The sequence below is a fragment of the Nonomuraea maheshkhaliensis genome, assembly GCF_039529435.1.
In the GTDB taxonomy this organism is placed as follows: domain Bacteria; phylum Actinomycetota; class Actinomycetes; order Streptosporangiales; family Streptosporangiaceae; genus Nonomuraea; species Nonomuraea maheshkhaliensis.
In genome coordinates this window covers 1-20,413 of the sequence record NZ_BAAAMU010000137.1, presented here as the reverse complement: position 1 = coordinate 20,413, position 20,413 = coordinate 1, and the positions used below count along the sequence as shown (strand labels likewise).

Sequence of the window (20,413 nt, the reverse complement as noted above, 5' to 3'; positions counted from 1 at the left end):
CCCCTCAAATCAGGTCGTCGCCTGGCATCGGTCTGCGGGTACTGGTCTGCTGCTGCGGCTCCGCCGGGCCGTACGCCGGCTGCTCGGCGCCCTGGGCCCGGCGGTCGCCCACACCCAGGTAGAAGGCCTTTTCGCCGTCGCCGGGCAGGGCGATCGGCCGGCCGGGGAAGAGCGGGTCGAGCCGCTGTCCCCGTGGGTCGGTCACCAGCACCGACCGGCCTTCGCCCCGCCGCACGGTGTAGCCGGTCCCGTACGTGCGCACGAGCCGCCGGTCGGTGATGGTGAAGCCGAACTCGGGGCCCTCGCCGATCGGCGCCTGCAGCTGGCTGATGTCCCGCTCGCCCGGCCGGTCGAACAGGTACAGCGTCAGCTCGCTCGGGTCGGCGGCCCGCTGCCGCCTGCGCCGCCTGACCATCAGGAACGCCAGCCCGGCGGCCACCACGACCAGGAGGATGAGCAGCGCCTGGAGCGCCCGCAACCACATCGGCGTCGGCCGCTGGACCTCGACCTGCACGAAGTCCTCGGCGACCACCTGCCCGGCCGCGTCCACCACCTGCACCTGGCCGCCGACCTGCCCCTCGGCCGCGCCGGAGCCGATCCGGAGGGTGAAGGCGTGCTCGGACGTGCCCGCGGGCGCCTGGAGCTCCTGGGCCGACAGGCTCACGGTGCCGGGAGCGTCGAGCAGTCGCAGGCCGAGCCGCGCGGGCTCGCCGTCGTTGGTGACGCCGACGGTGCCGGAGACCTCGCCGCCCGGCTCGACGGTGGCCGCTTCGAGCCGCACCTGGCCGCGCAGCCGGTCGGCCGGCCCGGCGATCCTGGTCTCGTACGGACGCTCGTCGCCCGCCACGCCCGGCCCTGTCACCTTGCCCAGGAAGGATAGCGTGCCGGTGGCCGTGCCGGGGACGGCGACCCGACCGGAGAACTCGCCGTCGTCCTTGGCCCGGTCGGCGCCGCCGCCCGTGTCGCCGAGCTCGATCGGCGTCTCCTGGAACCCCTCGCCGGTGAGCCGGGCGGAGAAGCGCAGGCCCTCCAGCGCCGCCGGGTCGGAGATCGTGCCCGTCCTGGTCTGCAGGCGCAGCCGCACCGTCACCTGCTCGCCTGGACGGGGTCGCGGGTTGCTCAGGGAGATCGAGGCCCGCAGCGCGCCCTGCCACACGACGGTCGCGCTGACGTCCTGGCGGTCGACGCCCGGCGGCGACTTGAGCTGGATGCGCCATTGACCCGGCACCGGGTTGCGGATGCGCAGCGACTCCACCGGTCCGGCCTCGCCCGCGGCCTGGAACGTCGACTCGTTCTGCTCGCCCTGCTTGGGCACCTGGGTGCCCTGGGGGTCGAAGTAGGTGACCTGCACCCGCCGGTCGCGCTTGACCACCACGATCGAGCCGTCGGTCGCGATGATCGGGATGGTGACGTGGAGGTCGACGGTGGCGCCCGAGTCGAGCGAGTCGGTCACCGAGTCGCCGATGCCCGCGCACCTGGCGTAGGCGAACGCCTCCAGCAGTGAACGCTCGACGTCCTTCGAGTCGGCGACCACCCTGGCGCGCGGCGTGGCCGACTCCTGGCCGCCGCACGGCTCCCGCCAGCCGCCCGCGGCGAAGGCGTCGAGGCTGGACTTGTCGGCCGAGCCGAAGCCGAGCGGCCAGATCTGCACCTTCGCCCGCTCGGCGTCCTTGAGGCCGCTGTCGATCTGCTTCTGGGCGTTGCGGTTGCGGGACTCGGCGTCGGCGCCGTATTGAGCGCTGCGGGCGACGTCGAGCACGCCGTCGGTCAGCAGGAACACGATCTTCGAGCGCTGCTGGTCGTCGGGCTCGTTCATGATGCTCAGCGCCTGGTCGAGGGCGGCGGCGTGGTCGGTGTCGTTGCCGTCGGAGCTCTCCCTGCGGCGTAACCGCTCCACGCACCGGCTCAGCGACTCGCGATCCTGGGCCGTCTGCACGCCGGTCAGCGGGCACACGATGTCGACGGCGGACTGCCCGGGGCCGTTGGAGCTGCCGAAGCCCACCACGGACACCTGCGAGCGCGGCGACAGCTCGCTGAGCGCGATGAGCTGGGCGGCGGCGCGCTCACGCGCGACGTCGGCGCCCGACAGGCTGCCCGACTCGTCGACCAGGATCACGACGCGGACGGGCTTGACGTCGTCGGCCGGCGGCGCGGCCTGCGCCGCCGGGACCGGCGACACCGCGCCGGTGACCACAGCGGTGACGACGGCGGTGACGGTCAGCGTGAAGAGGGATCTGAGGGATGGAGTGACGCGCACATTTCCTCACAGGTTCCGTTTTCTTATCCGCTGAACGGAGAGCGGCGCCGAGAAGTTTCTGCCGGGGTTTTGGGCGTGTTTTCCATTCGTTTCAGGATGTCCGAAAGTCAACCTCCATGCAAGGTTCAACAGGATCTTAAAGGGAGGCAAGGCGGTGCGGGGACTGGAGTGGTGACCGGGTATCCAGGTTCGACCCAGTCACCTGACTTATCCGGATTTATGGGGATTTTCCCGATTGCTGTAAATCCGTCAGTAAACGTCGGCGGCGGAGAGCCGATCCTTCATGATCAGCAGGACGGCCACGAGCGCGGTCCACCCCGTCTGGTGCGCCGCACCCAGGCCGGCGCCGTCGTCGCCGTGGAAGTACTCGTGGAACTGGATCAGATCCCGCCAGTGCGGATCCTCCTGGAAGGTCCGCTGCCCTCCGTACACCGGCCGCCGCCCGCTCGCGTCCCGCAGGAAGAGGCGGACCAGGCGGGCGGAGATCTCCTCGCTCACCTGGTAGAGGGTCATCCGGTTGCCCGAGCCCGTCGGGCACTCCACCGTGAAGTCGTCGCCGTAGAAGGCGTGCAGGTGCTGCAACGCCCGGACGATGAGGGCGTTGACCGGGAACCACACCGGGCCGCGCCAGTTGGAGTTGCCGCCGAACAGCCCGCTGTCCGACTCGGCCGGCAGGTACGCCACCCGGTACTCCTGCTCGCCCACGTGGAACGTGTACGGGTGCGCGGCGTGGTGCCGCGACAGCGAGCGGATCCCGTACGGGCTCAGGAACTCCTCCTCGTCGAGCATGCGCGCCAGCACCCGCCGCAGCTTCCGCTCGTCCAGCAGCGACAGCATGCGCCGGCCGCCGACGCCGGGCCGGTCGGCCGCCGACATGCCCGCGGCCAGGTCGGGATGGCGGCGCGCGAACTCCCTGACCCGGTTGTACAGGCGGGCGTCGCTCTCGTCGGGGCGCGGCGTGAACACCGTCGTCGCGCAGAGCGGCAGCAGCCCCACCAGCGAACGCACCTTGAGCCTGACGGCGTCACCGCCGGGCAGGCGCAGCACGTCGTAGAAGAACCCGTCCGCCTCGTCCCACATCTCCTCCTTCACCTCGCCGATCCGGTCGGTCGCGGCGGAGATGCGCAGGAAGTGCGTGGCGAACCGCACGGCCAGATCCTCGTACGCGGGCGAGCGGTCAGAGAGCTCGGCGGCCAGCTGCACCATCGTCTGCGTGTAGAACGCCATCCACGCCGTGCCGTCGGCCTGGTCGAGCGTCCCGCCCGTCGGCAGCGCCGCGCTACGGTCGAACACGCCGACGTTGTCCAGGCCGAGGAAGCCGCCCTGGAACACGTTGCGGCCGTCCGGGTCCTTGCGGTTGACCCACCAGGTGAAGTTGACCAGCAGCTTCTGGAACACCCGCTCGATGAAGTCCAGGTCGCTGTGACCGTCGAGCCCGCGGTCCATGCTGTTGATGAAGCGCGCGGCCCACGCCTGCACAGGCGGGTTGACGTCGCCGAACGCCCACTCGTACGCCGGCACCTGGCCGTTGGGATGCAGGTACCGCTCGCCGAGCAGCACCTCGATCTGGTGCTTGGCCAGGTCGAGGTCCACCATGGCCAGCGCGACGGCGTGGAAGGCCAGGTCCCAGGCGGCGAACCAGGGATACTCCCATTTATCCGGCATGAGCAGGATGTCGTCGGCGTCGAGGTCGTACCAGGCGTGGTTGCGCTGCCCGGTGCGGGTCCACGGGTCGGCGCCGTGCTCGGCCAGCCAGGTCTCCACGTCGAAGAGGTAGTACTGCTTGCTCCACAGCAGGCCCGACAGCGCCTGCCGGAGCACGAGCGCCTCGTCCGGCCCCATCGCGTCCGAGGTCAGCGTGGCGTAGAAGGCGTCGGCCTCCTCCCTTCTCGCGATCATCACCGCGTCGAAACCGGCGCCGAGCGGATCCGGCACGTCCTCCTTGGTGAGGCGGACACGGACGGTCGCCTCGCCGCCCGCGGGCACGGTCAATGTGTGGTGCGCGGCGGCCTTCGTCCCCGTGAGCGCCGGGTTGACCGCGCCGGCCTCCCCGCCGACCACGTGCCGGCCGATGCCGTCCTTGACGTACGGCGTGGCGTTGCGGCTCCCGTGCAGGCGCTCGTGGTTCGTCTCGTTCTCGGTGAACAGCAGCGGGACGTCCGCCGAGCAGTACAGCCGGTACGCGCCCAGCTCCCGATGCTCGGCCCTGATCACGCCCGGCTCGGCGGCCCGCATGCCGGGCCGGTCCGCGCCCTGCCCCCACGACCAGGTGTTGCGGAACCACAGCGTCGGCAGGACGTGGAGCACCGCCTCCTGAGGGCCCCGGTTGGCCACGGTGACGAGCATGAGCAGGTCGTCCGGGGCGGCCTTGGCGTACTCGACGAACACGTCGAAGTAGCGGTCGCCCGCGAAGACGCCCGTGTCGAGCAGCTCGTACTCGAAGGCGCGCCGGTCCCTGGCCGCGCTCGTGCGCACGAGGTCGTCGTAGGGGAAGGCCGCCTGCGGGTATTTGTACAGATAGCGCAGGTAGGAGTGGGTGGGCGTGCTGTCGAGGTAGAAGTAGTACTCCTTCACGTCCTCGCCGTGATTGCCCTCGCCGTTCGTCAGCCCGAACGGGCGCTCCTTGAGAATCGGGTCCCTGCCGTTCCACAGCGCCATCGACAGGCAGAGCCGCTGCTTGTCGTCGCTGACGCCGCCGAGACCGTCCTCACCCCAGCGGTAGGCCCGGGAGCGGGCGTGATCGTGCGGGAAGTAGTTCCACGCGTCGCCGTTCGCGCTGTAGTCCTCGCGGACGGTGCCCCATTGACGTTCGCTCAGGTACGGGCCCCACCGGCGCCACGGCGCGTCAGGAGCGGCCGACTGCGCCAGTCGTATCCGTTCGGCATCCATCTACGCAGCATCCTCCTCGTACGAATTCCTGCCTCATCCCCGGACGGTGAGGTCCCGGTGTGCCCGCCGACTCATGGCGGGCTCGCCCGCGGCGGCCGGACGAAGGCGCTGGAGACCAGGGTCGTGGTCACGCCCGCGAGCGCGATCAGGGGAGCGGCGGCGGGCAGCGCCCACACGCAGATGGTCGCGGCGGCGGCCCCGCAGACCACGGCGAGCAGCACGGCGATCAGCCCGGCCAGGTGCGGCTCGCCGGTGCCGGGCGTGAGGTGGCGGAAGAGCGAGCTGGTCAGCGCCCCCGTGATGAACGTCGTCGACCCCACGAACGTGTGCAGCCGATGCGTCACCGCACTCTGCACGCCCATGGCGACCGCGGCGGCGGCGATCATCACCAGCCGCACCTCATCGGCGACCATCGAACCCGGGTCCTGCGACACCGACTGGGAGCTCTCCGACAACGCCGATCCCAGGCCCTGCGCCGGCGCCGAACCTGGGCCCTGGGTCAGCGCCCAGGCGACGGCCAGGCCGGCCAGCAGCGCCAGCTCGACGCCGACGGCCACCCTGATGCGGGCCGACCAGCCGGTGAGCCGGCCGAGGAAGCGGAAGGCGGCGCCCAGGCCGCAGGTGAAGGCGATCAGCGCCACCACCGAGCCGACCGCGTCGGCCAGCCGGCCGTGGCCCGCCGAGACGCCGAGCAGGACCAGGTTGCCGGTCATGTTGGAGGTGAAGACCTGGCCGAGGGCGAGGAAGGTGAAGGCGTCGACCGCCCCCGAGGCCAGCGCCAGGCTCAGGACGGGCACCCGGTTGCCGTGCAGCATCCTCCCATGCTCCGCCGCCCGCCCCGCCACCTCCCGCAGGCGCGCTGACCTGCCCCAGGATCAACCGGGGCGGGGGCCGGTCAGTTGCGGGTTCTGCGGCCGAGGGCGCGTTTCATCCGGCCGGCCAGGATCGCGCGCATGCCGCGCCGCGCCCGCTGGTCGCGCTGGGCGGCGTGGAGTTCGCGGCGCAGCGTGCCGACCTCCCTGCGCAGCTCCACCGTGCTCTTGCGCCAGCGCGCCGCCTCGTCGCGCCACTTGGCCACCTGCTCGCGCAGCCGCTCGGCCTCCTTGGCCAGCCTGGCCGCCTCGGTCTCGGCCCGCACCCTCGCCTTGTACGCCGAGCGCCGCCCCACCAGCTCGCCCGGTTCGTCGCTGAAGTCGTACGTCTCGGCGTCCACCCACCGCACGCCCGAGACCTCGTCCACGACGTCGTCGAGGGACTCGTCGGGCCGGGCGACCAGCCGGGCGCGGGCGAAGGCGGACACCCGTTCGAGCCGGGCCGAGACGACCCCCTCTGGCGACTCCCGCAGCAGCACCTCGACCAGGCCGAGCGCCTCGTTGCGGGCCAGCGCCAGCAGCCGGGCCAGGCTGTCCTCGCCGGGCGCCCACCCCGCGGGCAGGCGCAGCACGAAGGGCGTGGACGGGTCCACCTCCTCGGTGGCCGCCAGGCGTACCCGGGCCTCGTGCTCGTAGTGGCCGTGCACCAGGACCAGGTCCAGGTTCGGATCCTTGAGCGGGGCGCGCCGGTCGCGGTCGAGCGTGTCCCAGGGGCCGACGACGACCACCGACAGGTCCGCGACTGTGGCGGCGAGCAGGGCGTCCACGCTGGCGCGCACGGCCTCGTACCCGGCCGTGCCGTCCACGACCGCGGTCACGTACGGCACCTTCCACTGCCGCGCCGGATGCGTGCGCAGCCACTGGTAGGCGGGGATGCGGTCGGCGACGAAGGCGTGGCTGACCCGGTCGATGCGCTGCTGCTCGCGCATGCGCATGGTCGGGCCGAGGTGGTACGCCCGCGCCCGCGGCTCCGGGATGAACACCGCGCCCGCCTGCGCGAGGCGGTAGCCCATCTCGGTGTCCTGGCCGAGGATCAGGTCGTCGTCCATGGGCCCGGCGGCCTCGACGAGGCGGCGGCCGACCGAGGTGGCTCCGCCCACGTGCAGGCTGAACGGGCGGGCCGTGTGGCCGATGAGTCCGTTGGTCCGCTCGACCAGGCCGACCAGCCAGGTGTGCGGCTCCGCCGGCTCGAACGCCGCCTCCAGGTCCTCGGGTAGTTCGGCGGGCAGCGGCGCGGAGGTGAAGCGGATGTAGCCGGTGACGGAGAGGTAGGGGGCGGCGTGGTGCCAGCGCATGTGCGCCTCGACGGCGCCGGGCGTGAGCACCACGTCGGAGTCGAGCCAGTGGATGACGTCGCCCTTGGCCTCGGCCAGCCCGGCGTTGCGCGCGTTGGCCCGGCCGGGCCGGTCGCAGACGATCAGCCGGGCCGCCGTGCCCTCCGGCAGCCGCAGCGGGGGCGAGCTGCCGTTGTCCACGACGATGATCTCGGTCAGCTCCGCCGGGTACGTCTGCCGTGCCAGCCCCTGCAGCACCAGGTCCAGCTTCTCCTGGGCGCCGTAGGCGGGGATGATCACGCTCACCCGGAGTTCGGGGGTGAAGAGATCGGGCGGCTGGAGCACCCGGTAGTCGTTGCCCCGCACCCGCCGGACGTCGCCCCCGCCGGCCGGGTCGAGAGGAGTGACGGACATGCGCGCGAATGCTCCTTACTGATCGGCCCGGACGGACGGCGCCCTACTTTAAGGCACATAACTGGGAAAAAGGCCGACTTGTAAGGCGGTGCGCAAGTATTGTCCCACGTCAGAGCTGTCAGAATTCACCCAGGAAATGACCAGGAGTCCACCGCACACTGACTCCCGCCCGGCACCGCACATCACGGCGAAACAACGCGGCCCTCAGCCCGTTTCCGTCGTCACCGGGGCCGGCCACAGACCGGCCAGCGCGTCAACGAGCCCGGTCGCGGTGGCCTCCCAGCTCCTCCGCGCCGTGCCGCCCCCCTCGTGCAGCGCCCGTTCGCGCTCGGCCAGCGTGTGCACGACGAGCAGGCGGCTCATGTCACTGCGTTCGCGGTGCACCTCCTCCGGCAGCTCGGGCAGCAGGCGGAACATGCCCTCCAGCGTCCGCCGCATCGAGGGCGTGGACACGGACTCGTCGACGACGATCCGGCGCAGGCCGGGAACGGTGTCGAACTGCGCCAGGCACCGGGCCCGCCAGCAGGGCACGCCCAGCGCGTCGAGGTGGTCGGTGGCCGGGCGCACCAGGCACGAGATCCAGGCGCGCAGGTCGCCGGATTCGCCCGAGTCGTCGAGCGCCGCCAGCATGCGCAGGCGCCGTCCCTCGGTCTCCGTGGTGTAGCGGCGTACGATCGCGCGTACGAGATCGGGCTTGGCGCCGAAGTGGTAGCCGACGGCGAAGTTGTTCGCCTGCCCGGCCGCCTGGGCGATCTGGCGGTTGGAGACGTCGCCGACCCCGTGCTCGGCGAACAGCCGTTCGGCGGCGTCGAGGATGGCCTCCCGCGTCTCCTGCGCCCGCTCGCCCCTCCCGGCCCCGCTCACCACCGGCCTGCGCCCCCTGCCCTGCTCATCTGCCACGACGCCTCACCATCGGACCTGAACCTCTTCCAACCCTCCCACGATCAGCCCCTCGCGGCGCCGCAGCCCGGTGGCGGGGACGGCCGGCTCCAGCGTGGGCAGCCGATCGAGCAGGACCTTCAGCACGGTCTGCAACTCGGTGCGGGCCAGCGCCTGGCCGAGGCAGGAGTGCGGGCCGACACCGAAGGCCAGGTGCGGGTTGGGCGAGCGGTCCAGCCGCATCTCGGCGGCCCGCTCGAACTGCCGCTCGTCCCGGTTGGCCGCGGCCATGCTGCAGATCACGGTGGTGCCGCCCGGCAGCCGCTCGCCGGCCACCTCCACCTCCTCGCTGAGGTAGCGCGGCATGCCGAAGCCGGGGTTGGCGTCGAAGCGCAGCGACTCCTCCACCGCCGGCCGGATCAGCGCGCGGTCGGCCAGCAGCGCCTCCCAGCGGGTACGGTCGGCCAGCAGCATCGACATCATCTTGCCGATCATGTTGGCGGTGGTCTCGTGCCCGGCGACCAGCAGCCCCTTGGCCGTGCCCCTCAGCAACCGCTCGGTCAGCCGCCCGTCCAGCCCCTCGACCATCGAGAGCAGTTCGCTGATCAGGTCGTCGCCCGGCGCGGCCCGCTTCGCCTCGATCAGCGCGACCAGGTACGCGTCGAACTCCGCCTGCGCGGCGTCGATCTCCTCCTGGGTGAACCTGGTCATGCTCAGCATGGTGTCCGACCAGTACGCGAACCGGTCCCGGTCGGAGCCGGGCACCCCCAGCAGGTCGCAGATCGCCCACACCGGCAGCGGGAACCCGACGAAGGAGACCAGATCGGCCGGCTGCCCCGCCTCGACCATCCGCGCCACGAGCCGCTCGGTCATGGCCTGGATCCTGGGCCGCATCGCGGTCACCCGCTTGGCGGTGAACGCCTTGCCGACCAGTTGCCGCCAGGCCCGGTGGTGCTCGCCGGTCATGGTGCTCGCGCCGGTGAGGGCGCCGCCGAACACGCCGCCCGACTCGTTCGCGGTGACCCGCGCCGCGTCCTCGGCGTCGAGCCGTCGGGTGAAACGCGGGTCGGACAGGACCTGTTTGACGTCGTCGTACCGGGTCAGCAGCAGCGCCTCGTCGCCGCTGGCCAGCCGGATCGGCGCCACCGGGCAGCCTTGGCGCAGCTCGGCCCACTCAGGCGGCGGCTCCAGCGCGGTGGGATTGCGGAAGGGGTATTCGGGTGCTCCGGTCACGGCCGTTCCCCCCGTCGAGTGGTGGCCAGACGCCTGATGGACGCCGGCTCGATGGTATCCAAGTCATGCCGCTTACCTTAAGTCAAGTGACTCAAAGTCGTGCCAAGTCTCCGCCTCCCTTCGGCAGGGAAGGGCCGTGAGCGTGGTCGCGCTCACGGCCCTGGGGGAGGCGTCGCCGTTCCCGGCGGGGTCAGCGGTAGGTGATGTCCGAGCTGGAGTAGAGGCAGTTGACGCCGTCGGCGCCTGAGCCGATCTTGGTGGGCTCGCCGCTGGTCACGCCCCGGTACTTCTCGCAGACCACGATCTTCCTGCTGGAGTCGCCGATGATGGTGACGCCAGAGAAGCGCGCGGTGTCGCCGTAGTTGGTGTTGATCCCGGCGAGCGACTTGCCGGGGGCGGTGATCGTCACGTTGGAGATGACGACGTCGCGCTTGTGCTGGGTGGAGCAGTTGCCGCACGAGCGGTAGAGCTTGCCGAAGTTGCTCACCTCGAAGTTCCTGATGTACATCGTGCCCGGGCCGTTGTGCTGGAAGACCTTGTCGCTGGCCGAGCGGGCACCGCCGCCGTCGATGGTCATCGTCTGCGACGACGAGGTGCCCTTGAACGTGGCCGCGTCCTCGCCGACGTCCTCCCACCAGACGTTCTGCAGCGTGCAGGTGCCGGAGCAGTGGATGCCGTCGGCGGCGGGGGAGCCGAGGATGACGTTCCTCAGCACGGCCCCGTTCGCCAGCTTGAAGATCGGGTCCTGGCCCTCGTCCTGGCCGCCGCTGCCCAGGTCGCCGGTGCCGTAGTGACGGACCATCCCGCCGTCGAGCGTGCCCGACACGTTGATGGTGGCGCCGACCGCCCGCTGACCGCTCGGCGACGGCCAGGCGGCGGCGGTGGTGCCGATGGTGGTGCCGGTGATGGTGCCCGAGGCGGCGGCGGTGGCGCCGCGGCGGCTGCCGACGCCGCCCGCGACGGCCAGGGCGGCGACGATCGCCGCCGCCATCCGGGTCAGGATCGTCCTGCTCACATTCGACTCCTTGTGTACGGCCTCTCGTGCACGCGGGTGCGCGAGGGGCGGGCCGGTGGAGAACTCCTGTGAGGGTAGGAAAGCGCTTTCCGGGCGTCAACGAAGCGCCGCGCGGCCGTACCGGAGCAACGGGTGTCATGCCCGGTCAGGACATGACACCCGGCATTTCCACGAGTGAAACTTTCAAGTCGGGACGGTCCCGGCGCCCTCAGGGAGCCGGTCCCCGACGCTCAGGCGTCCTCGGTCACCTCGATGGCGGCGGCGGGGCAGACTGCGGCCGCCTCACGGACCAGGGCGTGCTGGTCCGGGCCCGGCTCGGCGTCGAGCAGGAGCACGATGCCGTCCTCCTCGCGCTGGTCGAACACCTCGGGCGCGAGCAGCACGCACTGGCCGGCGCCGCAGCACTTGTCCTCGTCGACGGTGACTTTCATGCGGGAACTCCCTTGTGATCGATCGGTTTCACCAGCGGACGGGCACGGCGCGCAGGCCGCCGACGGCGAGCCCCTCCACACGCTCCAGTTCCGCCACCGGCACGGCCAGCTCCAGGCCGGGCAGCCTGCGCAGCAGCACCTCCAGCACGACCTGCAGCTCGGTACGCGCCAGCGACTGCCCCAGGCAGGAGTGCGCCCCCGAGCCGAAGGACAGGTGCGGGTTCGGGCTGCGGGTCAGGTCCATCTCGGCGGCGGCCTCGAAGGCGCTCTCGTCGCGGTTGGCGGCGGCCATGCTGCAGATGACGGTCGTGCCCTTGGGCAGGACCGTGCCGCCGACCTCGGTCTCGACGGGCAGGTAGCGCGGCAGGCCGAAGCCGGAGTTGGCGTCCAGGCGCAGCGTCTCCTCCACCGCGGTGCGGATCAGCGCCGGATCGGCCAGCAGCGCCTCCCAGCGGGTACGGTCGGCCAGCAGCATGGAGACCATCTTGCCGATCATGTTGGCGGTGGTCTCGTGCCCGGCGACGAGCAGCGCCATGCCGGTGACCAGGATCTGCAGGTCGGACAGGCCGCCGTCGTCGGGGCCGCCGGCCGCGATCAGCTCGCTGAGCAGGTCCTCGCCCGGGTTATCCTGCTTGGCCGAGACATGACCGGACATATACGCGAAGAACTCCGTCTGCGCGGCCTCGATCTCCTCGCGGCTGTAGCGGGTGAGGTTGAGCAGGGTGTCGGACCAGTACGAGAAGCGCTCCCGGTCCTCGGCCGGTACCCCGAGCATGTCGCAGATGACGTACACCGGCAGCGGGAACCCGAGCCCGGCCCTGAGGTCGCCGGGAGCGCCGCGCTCGACCATCTCGTCGATGAGGTCATCGGCGATCCGCGCCATCCGAGGGCGCAGCGCCGCCATGCGCTTGGCGGTGAACCACTTGCCGACCAGGCGCCGCCAGCGCAGATGCTCCTCGCCGGAGTCGGGGATGATCTGCGACACCTCGCTGTCGAACACCCCGCCGCCTTCGGCCGTCAGCCGGGCCGCGTCGGGGGCGCTCAGCTGGCGGGTCAGCCGCGGGTCGGCCAGCACCTGCTTGACGTCGTCGTACCGGGTCAGCAGCGTGGCCTGGTCGCCGCTGGGCAGCCGGACGTGCGCCACCGGGCACGTGCCGCGCAGCTCCGCCCACTCCGCGGGCGGGTCGAGCGGCGCGGCGGCCGGGATCGGGTAGTTCAGGACCTGCTCGTCGATACTCATTCGGCATCTCCTCGTGTGCGACAGATGATCGGCCGTCCGCGGGACGGCGTCATGCGGATGAGAGGGGCTGGGGGCGCTGCCAGGCGCCGAGCGAGCGCTGCCGCAGGACGCGGGCCTGCTTGGGCATGTTCCAGCCGAGCACGCCGGTGATCTGGCCGCCCTCGCGGTAGACGGCGGCGAAACGCCCCTGCTCGGGATCGCCCTCGGTGATGCTCACCTCGGCGTCCGGCGAGGGCAGGCCGTGCGCCTGCAGCTTGACGTCGTACTGGTCGGTCCAGAAATAGGGGACCGGCGTGTACGGGCGGTCGGCGCCGAGCACGTTGGCCGCCACCACCTGGGCCTGCTCGGTGGCGTTGGTGCGGTTCTCCAGCCGCAGCCGCCGGCCCAGCCCCTCGTGCTCGAACGCGGCCACGTCGCCCACGGCGTAGACGCCTTCTGCGGCGCGGCAGCGCGTGTCGCACTCCACGCCGTCGCCCAGGCTCAGCCCGCTTCCCTCCAGCCAGCCGGTCGCCGGGCGTGAGCCGATGGCCACCACCACCGCGTCTGCGGGCAGCAACTCGCCGGTGGCCAGCCGTACCCCGGTGACCCGGCCGTTCGCGCCGGTCAGCGACTCGACGGCGGCGCCGAGCCGGAGCCGGACCCCGCGATCGGTGTGCAGGCGGCCGAGCAGGGCGCCGATCACGTCGCCGAGCTGGTCGCCGAGCAGGGTGTGGCCCAGGCCGGCGAGCGTGACGTCCAGGCCGAGGCCGCGGGCGGTGGCGGCGATCTCCGCACCGAGCACGCCCTCGCCCGCGACCACGAGCCGCGTGGCGCCGGTCAGGTGGGTACGCAGGGTGAGGGCGTCGTCCAGGCCGCGCAGCGTGTGCACGCCCGCCAGCCCGTCCTGGCCGTCCTGCCCGTCCTGGCCGTCCTGGCAGTCCTGGCCGTTCAGGCTGTTCGCGCTGTGTTGCCCGTTCTGGCTGTTCTGGCCGGGCAGGCCGCGGGCGGTCAGGCCGGTGGCGATCACCACCGCGTCGGCGCGGAGCACGCGGCCCGAGGCCGTGGTGACCGAGCGCGTCCCGGCGTCCAGCGCGACCGCGCGCTCGCCCCGGACGAACCGGGCGCCCAGCGCCTCAAGCTGCGCGGTCGAGCGGAGCTGGGCCTTGGCCGGCTCCCACGTTCCGGCCAGGACCTGCTTGGACAGCGGCGGCCGGTCATAGGGGAGGTGCGGCTCGGCGTCCAGCAGCGTCAGGCGGCCCTCGTGGCCGTGCCGCCGCAGCGCCTCCGCGGTGCTCAGACCGGCGGCCGAGGCGCCCACGATCAGGATGCTCCCTGGCGGGGTCACGCCGTCTCGCTCCGATGGTGCGGGGTGGCCCGGCCGGCACATGTCGGCATGGATGTGGTCCTTTCGCGTCGTGTCGCGCCCACTTTACCCTTCATCTGTAGGAAAACCTGCATATGTAGGCAGGCGGTAGGGTGAACGGTGTGGGCACCACGAAAGACGACCGCGCCCCTTCGGGCGATCGGCGCGTGCGCCGCACCCACGCGGCGCTGGCGCGCGCGCTGATCAAGCTGGTCGAGGAGCAGGACCTGTCCAGGATCACCGTCGCCGACGTCGCCGAGCGGGCCGGCGTGAGCCGTTCGACCTTCTACGACCACTTCCGCGACGTGCACGAGCTGGCCGAGGCCGCGTGCACGGCGATGATCGACCGGCTGATCGAGTCCCTGCCCAGCCCGGCGCCCGGCATGGCCGATCCCGAGTCGGAGGCGACCCGGTCGCTTGAGGCGTTCTTCGCCGCGCTGGCCGAGCACGCGGGGCTCTACCGGGCGTTGCTGGGGCCGCAGGGCAGCGCGCGCGTCGTCGACCACATCCGGCGGCGGGCCACGGCGGGGGTGCGCGAGCGGCTGGGCCAGGTGCACACGAGCGGCACGGTCTTCGACGGGCAGTCCGGGGAGGTGCCGGGATCGTCCGGGTCGTCCGGGGAGACGCCGCTCGACGTGCCGGCGGCGTTCACGGCCGGGGCGATCATCGGGGTGGCCGCCGACTGGCTCCAGCACGGCTGTCCCCGCACCCCGGCCGAGATGGCCAAGCTGGTGTGGCCGCTGTTCAGCGCGCTGTTCCGGCTGGACGCCGGGCCGCCGCAGCGCTGACGCCGGGGTCGCGCGGGCCGGGCGTCGCGGCGGAGGGCGCGGGACGCGGGACGATGGGGCGGGGGATGACGGGGACCAGCCGGCGCCCGCGCACCAGCCCGATCACCTGCTCCAGGTCCGGCGTCATGTAGCGGTCGTCGGCCAGCGGCGGCACGTACCTCCTGAGCTCCGCGTGCAGCGTACGCGTGACCGGGCCGAGCGGCAGGCCCGCCATCTTGGCCGCGATGAGGTCGATGCCCTGGGCCGCCATCAGGTACTGCACCGCGAGGATGATCTCCAGCCGGTCGAGGTTCTCGTGCAGGTCCCGTACCGAGGCCATGGCCATCGTGTTGTGGTCCTCCTGGCCGTCCTTGACCGGCCGCGACAGCGTGCCCGCCGGGGTCGCCCTGACCTGCATCTCCGGGACCAGGGCGGCGGCCACCGTCTGGACCTGCACCATCCCGGAGTTCAGCCCGACGCTCCCGCCCGCGAGGTTGGCCGGCAGGCCGTAGCTCCACCTGGGCGACAGCAGCCGTCCCGACAACCCCTCCGACAGGACGCCGACGTCGGTGAGCTCGGCGTTCAGGCTGTCGGCGAGATGACCCATGACGGAGCCGTCCCAGTTGCCGCCCATCACGAACTCGTACCCGCGGCCCTGCTCGCGCCGGAAGATCAGCGGGTTGGAGGTCGAGGAGTTCGCCTCCCGCACCAGCGCCTGGCGGGCCTCGGCGAGCACCTGGCGCAGCCCGGCCAGGATGTGCGGCGCCGCCCGCACCGACACGGCGTCCTGGATGCGCGGCTCGTAGTTCTCCGGGTCGAGCCGCCTTCGGCCCTCCTCCGTCATCCAGCCCGAGCCCGCCACCATCGCGCGCAGCCGCGCGGCGACCGCGTTCTCCTCGGGGATGTGGCGCTCCTTGTGCGTACGCGCGTCCAGCGACCCCCGCTCCGCCCTGGTCGCCTCCATGAACAGGGCGAAGGCCCCCTCCGCCTGATCGGCCAGCGCGGTGGCCCGGTGCACGGCTTGCATCAGCAAGGCGGCCACCACGGTGCTGCCGCTCACGATCGGCAGCGCCTCACCCGCCTGGAACGTGAAGTCGCGCGGCAGCCCCGCCCTCGGCAACATCGCGGAGGCCGGCCCCTCCATGCCCCGGTAGCGTACGGGCGCCTCCCCGCCGAGCGCCGCCAGCCCCGCCGCCGCCTGCGGCTGCAGGTCACCGGTGCCGAGCGAGCCGATCCCCGGCATCCGGGGCACGACCCCGGCGTTGACCATGGCCAGCAGCCGCTGCGGCACCGCCGGGCGGACGCCGACCGTGCCCCTGGCCATCTGGTTCGCCTTGATGACCAGGGCCAGCCTGACCACGTCGTCCGGCAGCGGCTCGCCGACGCCCGCCGCGTGGGAGCGCAGCACGTTGCGCTGGAACTGCTCGGCCTGCTCGGGCGAGAGCGGGCGGTCCTTCAGCGGGCCGAGCGCCTGGTTCCACCCGTACACCCGCTGGCTGTCCAGGGCGGCCAGCGCGCCCGCCCGCGTCCTGTCCATGGCCTCGGCCACGTCGGGGGCGAGGCGGGCGTTGATCGGGCGGCCGTCCAGGATCGCGAACGCGTCGCGCAGCGAGAACGACTTCCCGTCCAGCGCCAGGCCCAGCACCGGAGCCGGCGGGATCGCGGGCCGGTCGGGCTCGGCGGTCGCCTGACCGGGCACGAACAGGGCGGCGAGCAGGCCCGCTCCCGTGGCCATCCGTCCCACTCTGATCATCCTGGTCCCCCGGGCCCTCGTGGTGCCGATCGATGCGGCTCCGTTTATAGCCCCGGGGAGGGGTGGGGGCGGGGGCGGCTCGTCGGGGGCGGGGTGAGTGCTTACCTCCCCTTCGGAGAGATATGGCCTCCTTCCCTGCCGCCGCGTGTCATGCGGGTTGGGTCGTGGTGCGGGTGCGGAGGCGGCGTACCAGCGCGAAGGAACCGATCGCCGCCGCCGCGCCCAGCAGCGCGAGCACCAGCGGCACCGCGGTGGCCACCCACGGCCAGGCGCTGCCGCGCAGCTCGACGTCCATCACCGGGTACTCCAGCGTCTTCGCCGTCCACAGCGCCGTCCGCACGTCATACGTACGGGCGATGTCGCGCACCACCGGATCGAACGCGAACTCCTCCGTGGTGTGCAGGTACTCGGGCCGCACCTCGCCACCGGTCCCCGCGACCTTGCGGCGGAACGCGTCCAGGCCGGGCACCAGCAGCCGGCCCACCCCGGCGGCGGTCGACGCGCGGGGCACGAACGTCAGCCCGTGCCGGGAACGCACCGCCGCCTCGCCGATCGCGAGCGTCCTGCCGACCATGGCGTGCTCGGTGTAGGAGATGAACGCCGAGGCCAGCTCCAGCTCCCCGACCCCCTCCACGACCTGGACGCCGATGGTCGAAGGCCCGGTCAGGTAGGAGGAGTTGATGCCCACGACCGCGTCCAGCGGCTCCACGGCCGACTCGGGGATGCTCCCCGCGGTGAAGGGGGAGTAGTGCCGCCAGTGCACCCGGTCTGCCGCCGCCCGCGCGGTGTCCCCGTCGACCAGCCGCTCGAGGATCCGCAGGGCGCCGTCGACGCCGGACAGCACACCGGCCGTGCTGATCACGTTGCCGTCGTCCACGTACCGCGTGCCGGCCACCCACTTCACCTGGGGGAAGGCGGCGCGCAGCCCGGCCAGGCGCAGCCAGTGCGAGGTGGCCGTCCTGCCGTCGAGCAGCCCGCTCTCCGCGAACGCCTGCGCGCCCCTGCAGACGCTGACCGTCAGCGTCCCCGCGGCCGACTGGCGCCGCAGCCAGTCGTTGATCGCGGTGTGCTCCGCGGCGGGCGGCTGCTGCAGCGCCGGGATCATGATGGCGTCCAGGCTGTCGTTGTGATCGGTCAGCACGTCCGCCAGCTGTTCGAACGTCAGGTCGGGCACCAGGTCCAGCCCGCCGGTCAAGGGGGCCGTCCCCGGGCCGGCCGCGACGATGTAGGTGTTCACCCGGCCGGTGCCCGCCAGCACCTCGTACGGGCCCAGCAGGTCGGCCACGTTCGTGCCCTCGCTACTGGTCAGCAGGGCCACCGTGGGCTTGGCCGGGTCGTGCGTGCGCGGCACGGGCTTGACCGACACGGTGCCCTCGCGCCGCTCGTACAGGTCGGCGAACTTGCCGATCGTGTTCACCGCGGCCACCGCCCCCGGGACGAGCAGCGCGACCAGCACCACCGCCGCCCTCTTCGCCCACTTCGGGTTGATGGTGAGGCGGTGGGAGTGGCGCGTGTACTCCGCACGCCGCCGCAGCATGGCCAGCGCCATGAAGACGAACATGAGCACGTGACCGGCTGACATCACCACATGGCCCGCCAGCACACCGAACCAGTAGGGGACGAGCAGGATCAGGAACGGCGCGAACATCGCCACCCCCATCTCCGCGACGGCGGCCCAGTGGTGGCGGCGCACCCGCATCCAGACCGTCATGCCGATGACCATGTCGGCGGCCATGACCAGGACGTCCACGTCCGTCCCTGTGTCTGGGGGTAGTACCAGGCCCCATAACGGGTCGAGCAGCAGCATTCCGGCGAACATCGCGATGACCATCTCGACGTAGTGCCAGATGAATCGGAGTACAGGGCGGGGCTTGGTGGGGTCGGGGGCGGTCATGACCGGACTCCTGACGTACGGGGGATCGTGACGTCACCGACGTTAGGAAACAGGGCACCACGGCCGAATCAGTGAAGTCGCCGGTCCTGGTTCACGGGGTGAGGTGTTCGGCCGGTCACGGGACCGGGTGCTCGGCCGGTCATGTGGCGAGGCGCTCGTTCAGCCACGAGGCGAGGCGCTTATCTGGTCACGAGGCGAGGCGTTCGGCCAGGACCAGGCGGATGAGCTCGGCCCTGGAGGTGATGCCGGCCTTCTGGAAGACCTTGCGCAGGTGGTAGTCCACGGTGCGCGGGCTGAGGAACAGCCGGGCGGCGATCTCACGGTTCGTCAACCCCTCGGCGACGGCCAGCGAGACCCGCAACTCCTGCGGGGTGAACATGCCCAGCGCATCCCCGTATCCACCGGCGGCACCACGAAACTCGCCGGTGGCACCGAAGGACTCGTCGCCGGCACCGCGAGACTCGCCGGTGGCACCCCGCTGTGCCACCTCGCCGCCGGTCTGGCCCCGCGTCGCCGGCCCGTGCGTCGCCTCCCCGTTCGCCTCCTCCGGCGTCGGCTCGCCAGCGGCCCTCGCGCGTGCCGTCTCATCGGTGGCTTCCGCGTGTGCCGCCCGAGTGATGGTCCTCCCACGTGACGGCACCCCGGCGGTCCTGGGACGGGTCGACTCGCCGGTGGCGCGCAGTTCGCCCTCCGCCCGCTCGGCCCAAGCATGGGCGCCCATGCGGCGGAAGCTGTCGGCCGCCTCCCGCAGGTGCACCTGGGCCTCGTTGCGCCGCCGGTCCCGCCGCAACTGCTCGCCGCACAACAACTGGGTACGGGCGCACTCGAACGGCGAGTCGGACATCGCGTGCAGGCGCAGCGCCTCGGCATAATGACCGTCCGCGCCACCATCGGTGCTGACCAGAGCCCGGCAACGAGCCACAAGGGCCGCCACCTCCGGCACCACCCGCGCCACCACGTCCGCTGCGACGCCGAGTCCCGCCGCCGGTTCAGGCCCGGTCGTAGCCGGTGCGAGCTCGGGGGTGTGGCCGGTCCACTTCTCGTAGCGGGTTGTCGCGTCGATGGCGCGGTCGTTCTCGCCGGCGCGTACGAGGGCTTCGACGAGGTCGGGAAGGACACCCATGGCCAGGTCGGGCGGAGGGTCGGCGGTCCAGTCGCCGATCGACTCGAAGTGCCTGGCGGCCTCGCGGTGCCGGCCGGCCACCAGCTCGATCAGCCCCAGCGCCCGCCTGGCGTACGCCATCGCGTCGCACAGCTTGCGGTCGCTCGCCTCGGCCAGCACCTCGGATGCCAGCCGCGCGGCGTCCGGCCGTCCTCTGAGCGCGGCGCACAGGGCCAGCAGCCCCCGGTTGCGGCAGGCGGTGTTCGGCTGGCTGGCGTCGGCGGCGAACTGGCAGCCCTCCTCGGCATGAGCCTCGGCCAGCCCGAACCTGCCCCGCGCGAGCTCGTCGGCGGCCTGGTATTCGAGGTTCCACGCCAGCGCACCCAGCGACCCACCGGCCCGGGCCAGCCGCCCGGCCTCGCGGTAGAGCCGCCGGCCCAGCTCATGCTCACCGAGCTGCCGGGCGACGCCCCCGGCCAGGGTGAGCGTGGCCGGATCGGTGATCGCCTCGAACCCGCCACGGCCACTCGGAGCCCCCGCCATCCCCATCCCGGCCGAGCCCTCACCCCCGTAGGACCCCGCCGCACGCCCGGAGGACGGTTGCCGTCGGAGGTGGCGTGCCCGGGTGAGACTGAGGCGGTGGAGGAGGCGTAAGACCTCGTCCTCGGGTTCGTTCAGCGGGACCTCGCCGAGCCAGCCGGCCAGGTCGGCCCAGGTTTCCGGCCGGTTGGCGCGCAGGCCGAGGTCACCGTACATCGCGATGGTGGGGGTGAACAGGCGCCGGTCGATGCGCAGCGCGCGCGGGATCCAGGGCTTGATGAGCTCCAGCGCGTCCTCGGTCGAGCCCGCGAACTCCGCCACGATGGCCCGTACCGCCGCCAGGGCGATCCGGTCGGCCTCCTCCAGGTGCGGCTCGCGTACGGCATGGTCGAGCAGATCGGTGGCGGCGGCGGTGAGCCCGCCCTGGACGGCGGCCCGTGCCGCGCCCCAGAGCCGGCGCCCGCGGCGCGGCCCGTCGGCGGTGAGCTCGGCGGCCCTGGACAGCGCGGAC

14 protein-coding genes are annotated in these 20,413 nt (G+C 72.4%); 1 reads left to right on the top strand and 13 read right to left on the bottom strand.

Translation table 11 applies throughout. The annotated features are described in order from the left end of the window. Positions 1-4: 4 nt before the first annotated feature. The 10 genes from ABFX54_RS47890 to ABFX54_RS47845 all read right to left on the bottom strand — a co-directional run bounded on the left by ABFX54_RS47890 (position 5) and on the right by ABFX54_RS47845 (position 13,828). Positions 5-2,257, bottom strand: a complete 2,253-nt coding sequence (locus tag ABFX54_RS47890) for a VWA domain-containing protein (protein WP_346113788.1) — start codon at positions 2,255-2,257, stop codon at positions 5-7. A 249-nt stretch (positions 2,258-2,506) separates the two neighbouring features. Continuing rightward, positions 2,507-5,146 carry an MGH1-like glycoside hydrolase domain-containing protein gene (locus tag ABFX54_RS47885; RefSeq protein ID WP_346113787.1) on the bottom strand — a complete coding sequence of 880 codons (2,640 nt, stop codon included), beginning with the start codon at positions 5,144-5,146 and terminating at the stop codon, positions 2,507-2,509. 71 nt (positions 5,147-5,217) lie between these two features. Further along, the gene (locus ABFX54_RS47880) at positions 5,218-5,961 is read right to left on the bottom strand and encodes a YoaK family protein (RefSeq protein ID WP_346113786.1); all 744 of its coding nucleotides are present in this window, start codon (positions 5,959-5,961) and stop codon (positions 5,218-5,220) included. 80 nt (positions 5,962-6,041) lie between these two features. Beyond that, the gene (locus ABFX54_RS47875) at positions 6,042-7,706 is read right to left on the bottom strand and encodes a glycosyltransferase family 2 protein (RefSeq protein ID WP_346113785.1); all 1,665 of its coding nucleotides are present in this window, start codon (positions 7,704-7,706) and stop codon (positions 6,042-6,044) included. Between the two features lie 204 nt (positions 7,707-7,910). Further along, positions 7,911-8,606: a TetR/AcrR family transcriptional regulator gene (locus ABFX54_RS47870; RefSeq protein ID WP_346113784.1), complete on the bottom strand. Its 696-nt coding sequence runs from the start codon at positions 8,604-8,606 to the stop codon at positions 7,911-7,913. A gap of 6 nt (positions 8,607-8,612) precedes the next feature. After that, positions 8,613-9,818: a cytochrome P450 gene (locus ABFX54_RS47865; RefSeq protein WP_346113783.1), complete on the bottom strand. Its 1,206-nt coding sequence runs from the start codon at positions 9,816-9,818 to the stop codon at positions 8,613-8,615. A 190-nt stretch (positions 9,819-10,008) separates the two neighbouring features. Then, on the bottom strand, positions 10,009-10,833 hold the full coding sequence (locus ABFX54_RS47860) for a pectate lyase (RefSeq protein ID WP_346113782.1): 825 nt from the start codon (positions 10,831-10,833) through the stop codon (positions 10,009-10,011). 230 nt (positions 10,834-11,063) lie between these two features. Beyond that, complete coding sequence (locus ABFX54_RS47855) at positions 11,064-11,264, bottom strand: ferredoxin (protein WP_106245718.1); 201 nt, start codon at positions 11,262-11,264, stop codon at positions 11,064-11,066. Between the two features lie 28 nt (positions 11,265-11,292). Further along, entirely contained in the window at positions 11,293-12,504 is a 1,212-nt protein-coding gene (locus ABFX54_RS47850; RefSeq protein WP_346113781.1) for a cytochrome P450, read from the bottom strand. A gap of 49 nt (positions 12,505-12,553) precedes the next feature. Further along, positions 12,554-13,828 carry an NAD(P)/FAD-dependent oxidoreductase gene (locus ABFX54_RS47845; RefSeq protein ID WP_346113780.1) on the bottom strand — a complete coding sequence of 425 codons (1,275 nt, stop codon included), beginning with the start codon at positions 13,826-13,828 and terminating at the stop codon, positions 12,554-12,556. A 140-nt stretch (positions 13,829-13,968) separates the two neighbouring features. Here ABFX54_RS47845 and ABFX54_RS47840 point away from each other — a divergent pair, with 140 nt between their 5' ends. After that, positions 13,969-14,634 (top strand): TetR/AcrR family transcriptional regulator, encoded by a 666-nt coding sequence (locus ABFX54_RS47840; protein ID WP_346113779.1) that lies wholly within the window; start codon positions 13,969-13,971, stop codon positions 14,632-14,634. On the opposite strand, the gene ABFX54_RS47835 is transcribed toward ABFX54_RS47840, so the two are convergent. The 3 genes from ABFX54_RS47835 to ABFX54_RS47825 all read right to left on the bottom strand — a co-directional run. Beyond that, positions 14,591-16,348: an HAL/PAL/TAL family ammonia-lyase gene (locus ABFX54_RS47835; RefSeq protein WP_346113778.1), complete on the bottom strand. Its 1,758-nt coding sequence runs from the start codon at positions 16,346-16,348 to the stop codon at positions 14,591-14,593. The two genes, ABFX54_RS47840 and ABFX54_RS47835, sit on opposite strands and share 44 nt — an antisense overlap. A gap of 166 nt (positions 16,349-16,514) precedes the next feature. Beyond that, entirely contained in the window at positions 16,515-18,260 is a 1,746-nt protein-coding gene (locus ABFX54_RS47830; protein ID WP_346113777.1) for a DJ-1/PfpI family protein, read from the bottom strand. Between the two features lie 187 nt (positions 18,261-18,447). Beyond that, a partial coding sequence (locus tag ABFX54_RS47825; protein ID WP_346113776.1) for a helix-turn-helix transcriptional regulator occupies positions 18,448-20,413 on the bottom strand: 1,966 nt, incomplete at its 5' end.

What these genes read in the sequence shown, in the direction of transcription:
- ABFX54_RS47880 (WP_346113786.1), bottom strand. Translation starts at nt 5,961, where the DNA reads ATGCTGCACGGCAACCGGGTGCCCGTCCTGAGCCTGGCGCTGGCCTCG.
- ABFX54_RS47885 (WP_346113787.1), bottom strand. Translation starts at nt 5,146, where the DNA reads ATGGATGCCGAACGGATACGACTGGCGCAGTCGGCCGCTCCTGACGCG.
- ABFX54_RS47830 (WP_346113777.1), bottom strand. Translation starts at nt 18,260, where the DNA reads ATGACCGCCCCCGACCCCACCAAGCCCCGCCCTGTACTCCGATTCATC.
- ABFX54_RS47850 (WP_346113781.1), bottom strand. Translation starts at nt 12,504, where the DNA reads ATGAGTATCGACGAGCAGGTCCTGAACTACCCGATCCCGGCCGCCGCG.
- ABFX54_RS47835 (WP_346113778.1), bottom strand. Translation starts at nt 16,348, where the DNA reads ATGGCCACGGGAGCGGGCCTGCTCGCCGCCCTGTTCGTGCCCGGTCAG.
- ABFX54_RS47875 (WP_346113785.1), bottom strand. Translation starts at nt 7,706, where the DNA reads ATGTCCGTCACTCCTCTCGACCCGGCCGGCGGGGGCGACGTCCGGCGG.
- ABFX54_RS47855 (WP_106245718.1), bottom strand. Translation starts at nt 11,264, where the DNA reads ATGAAAGTCACCGTCGACGAGGACAAGTGCTGCGGCGCCGGCCAGTGC.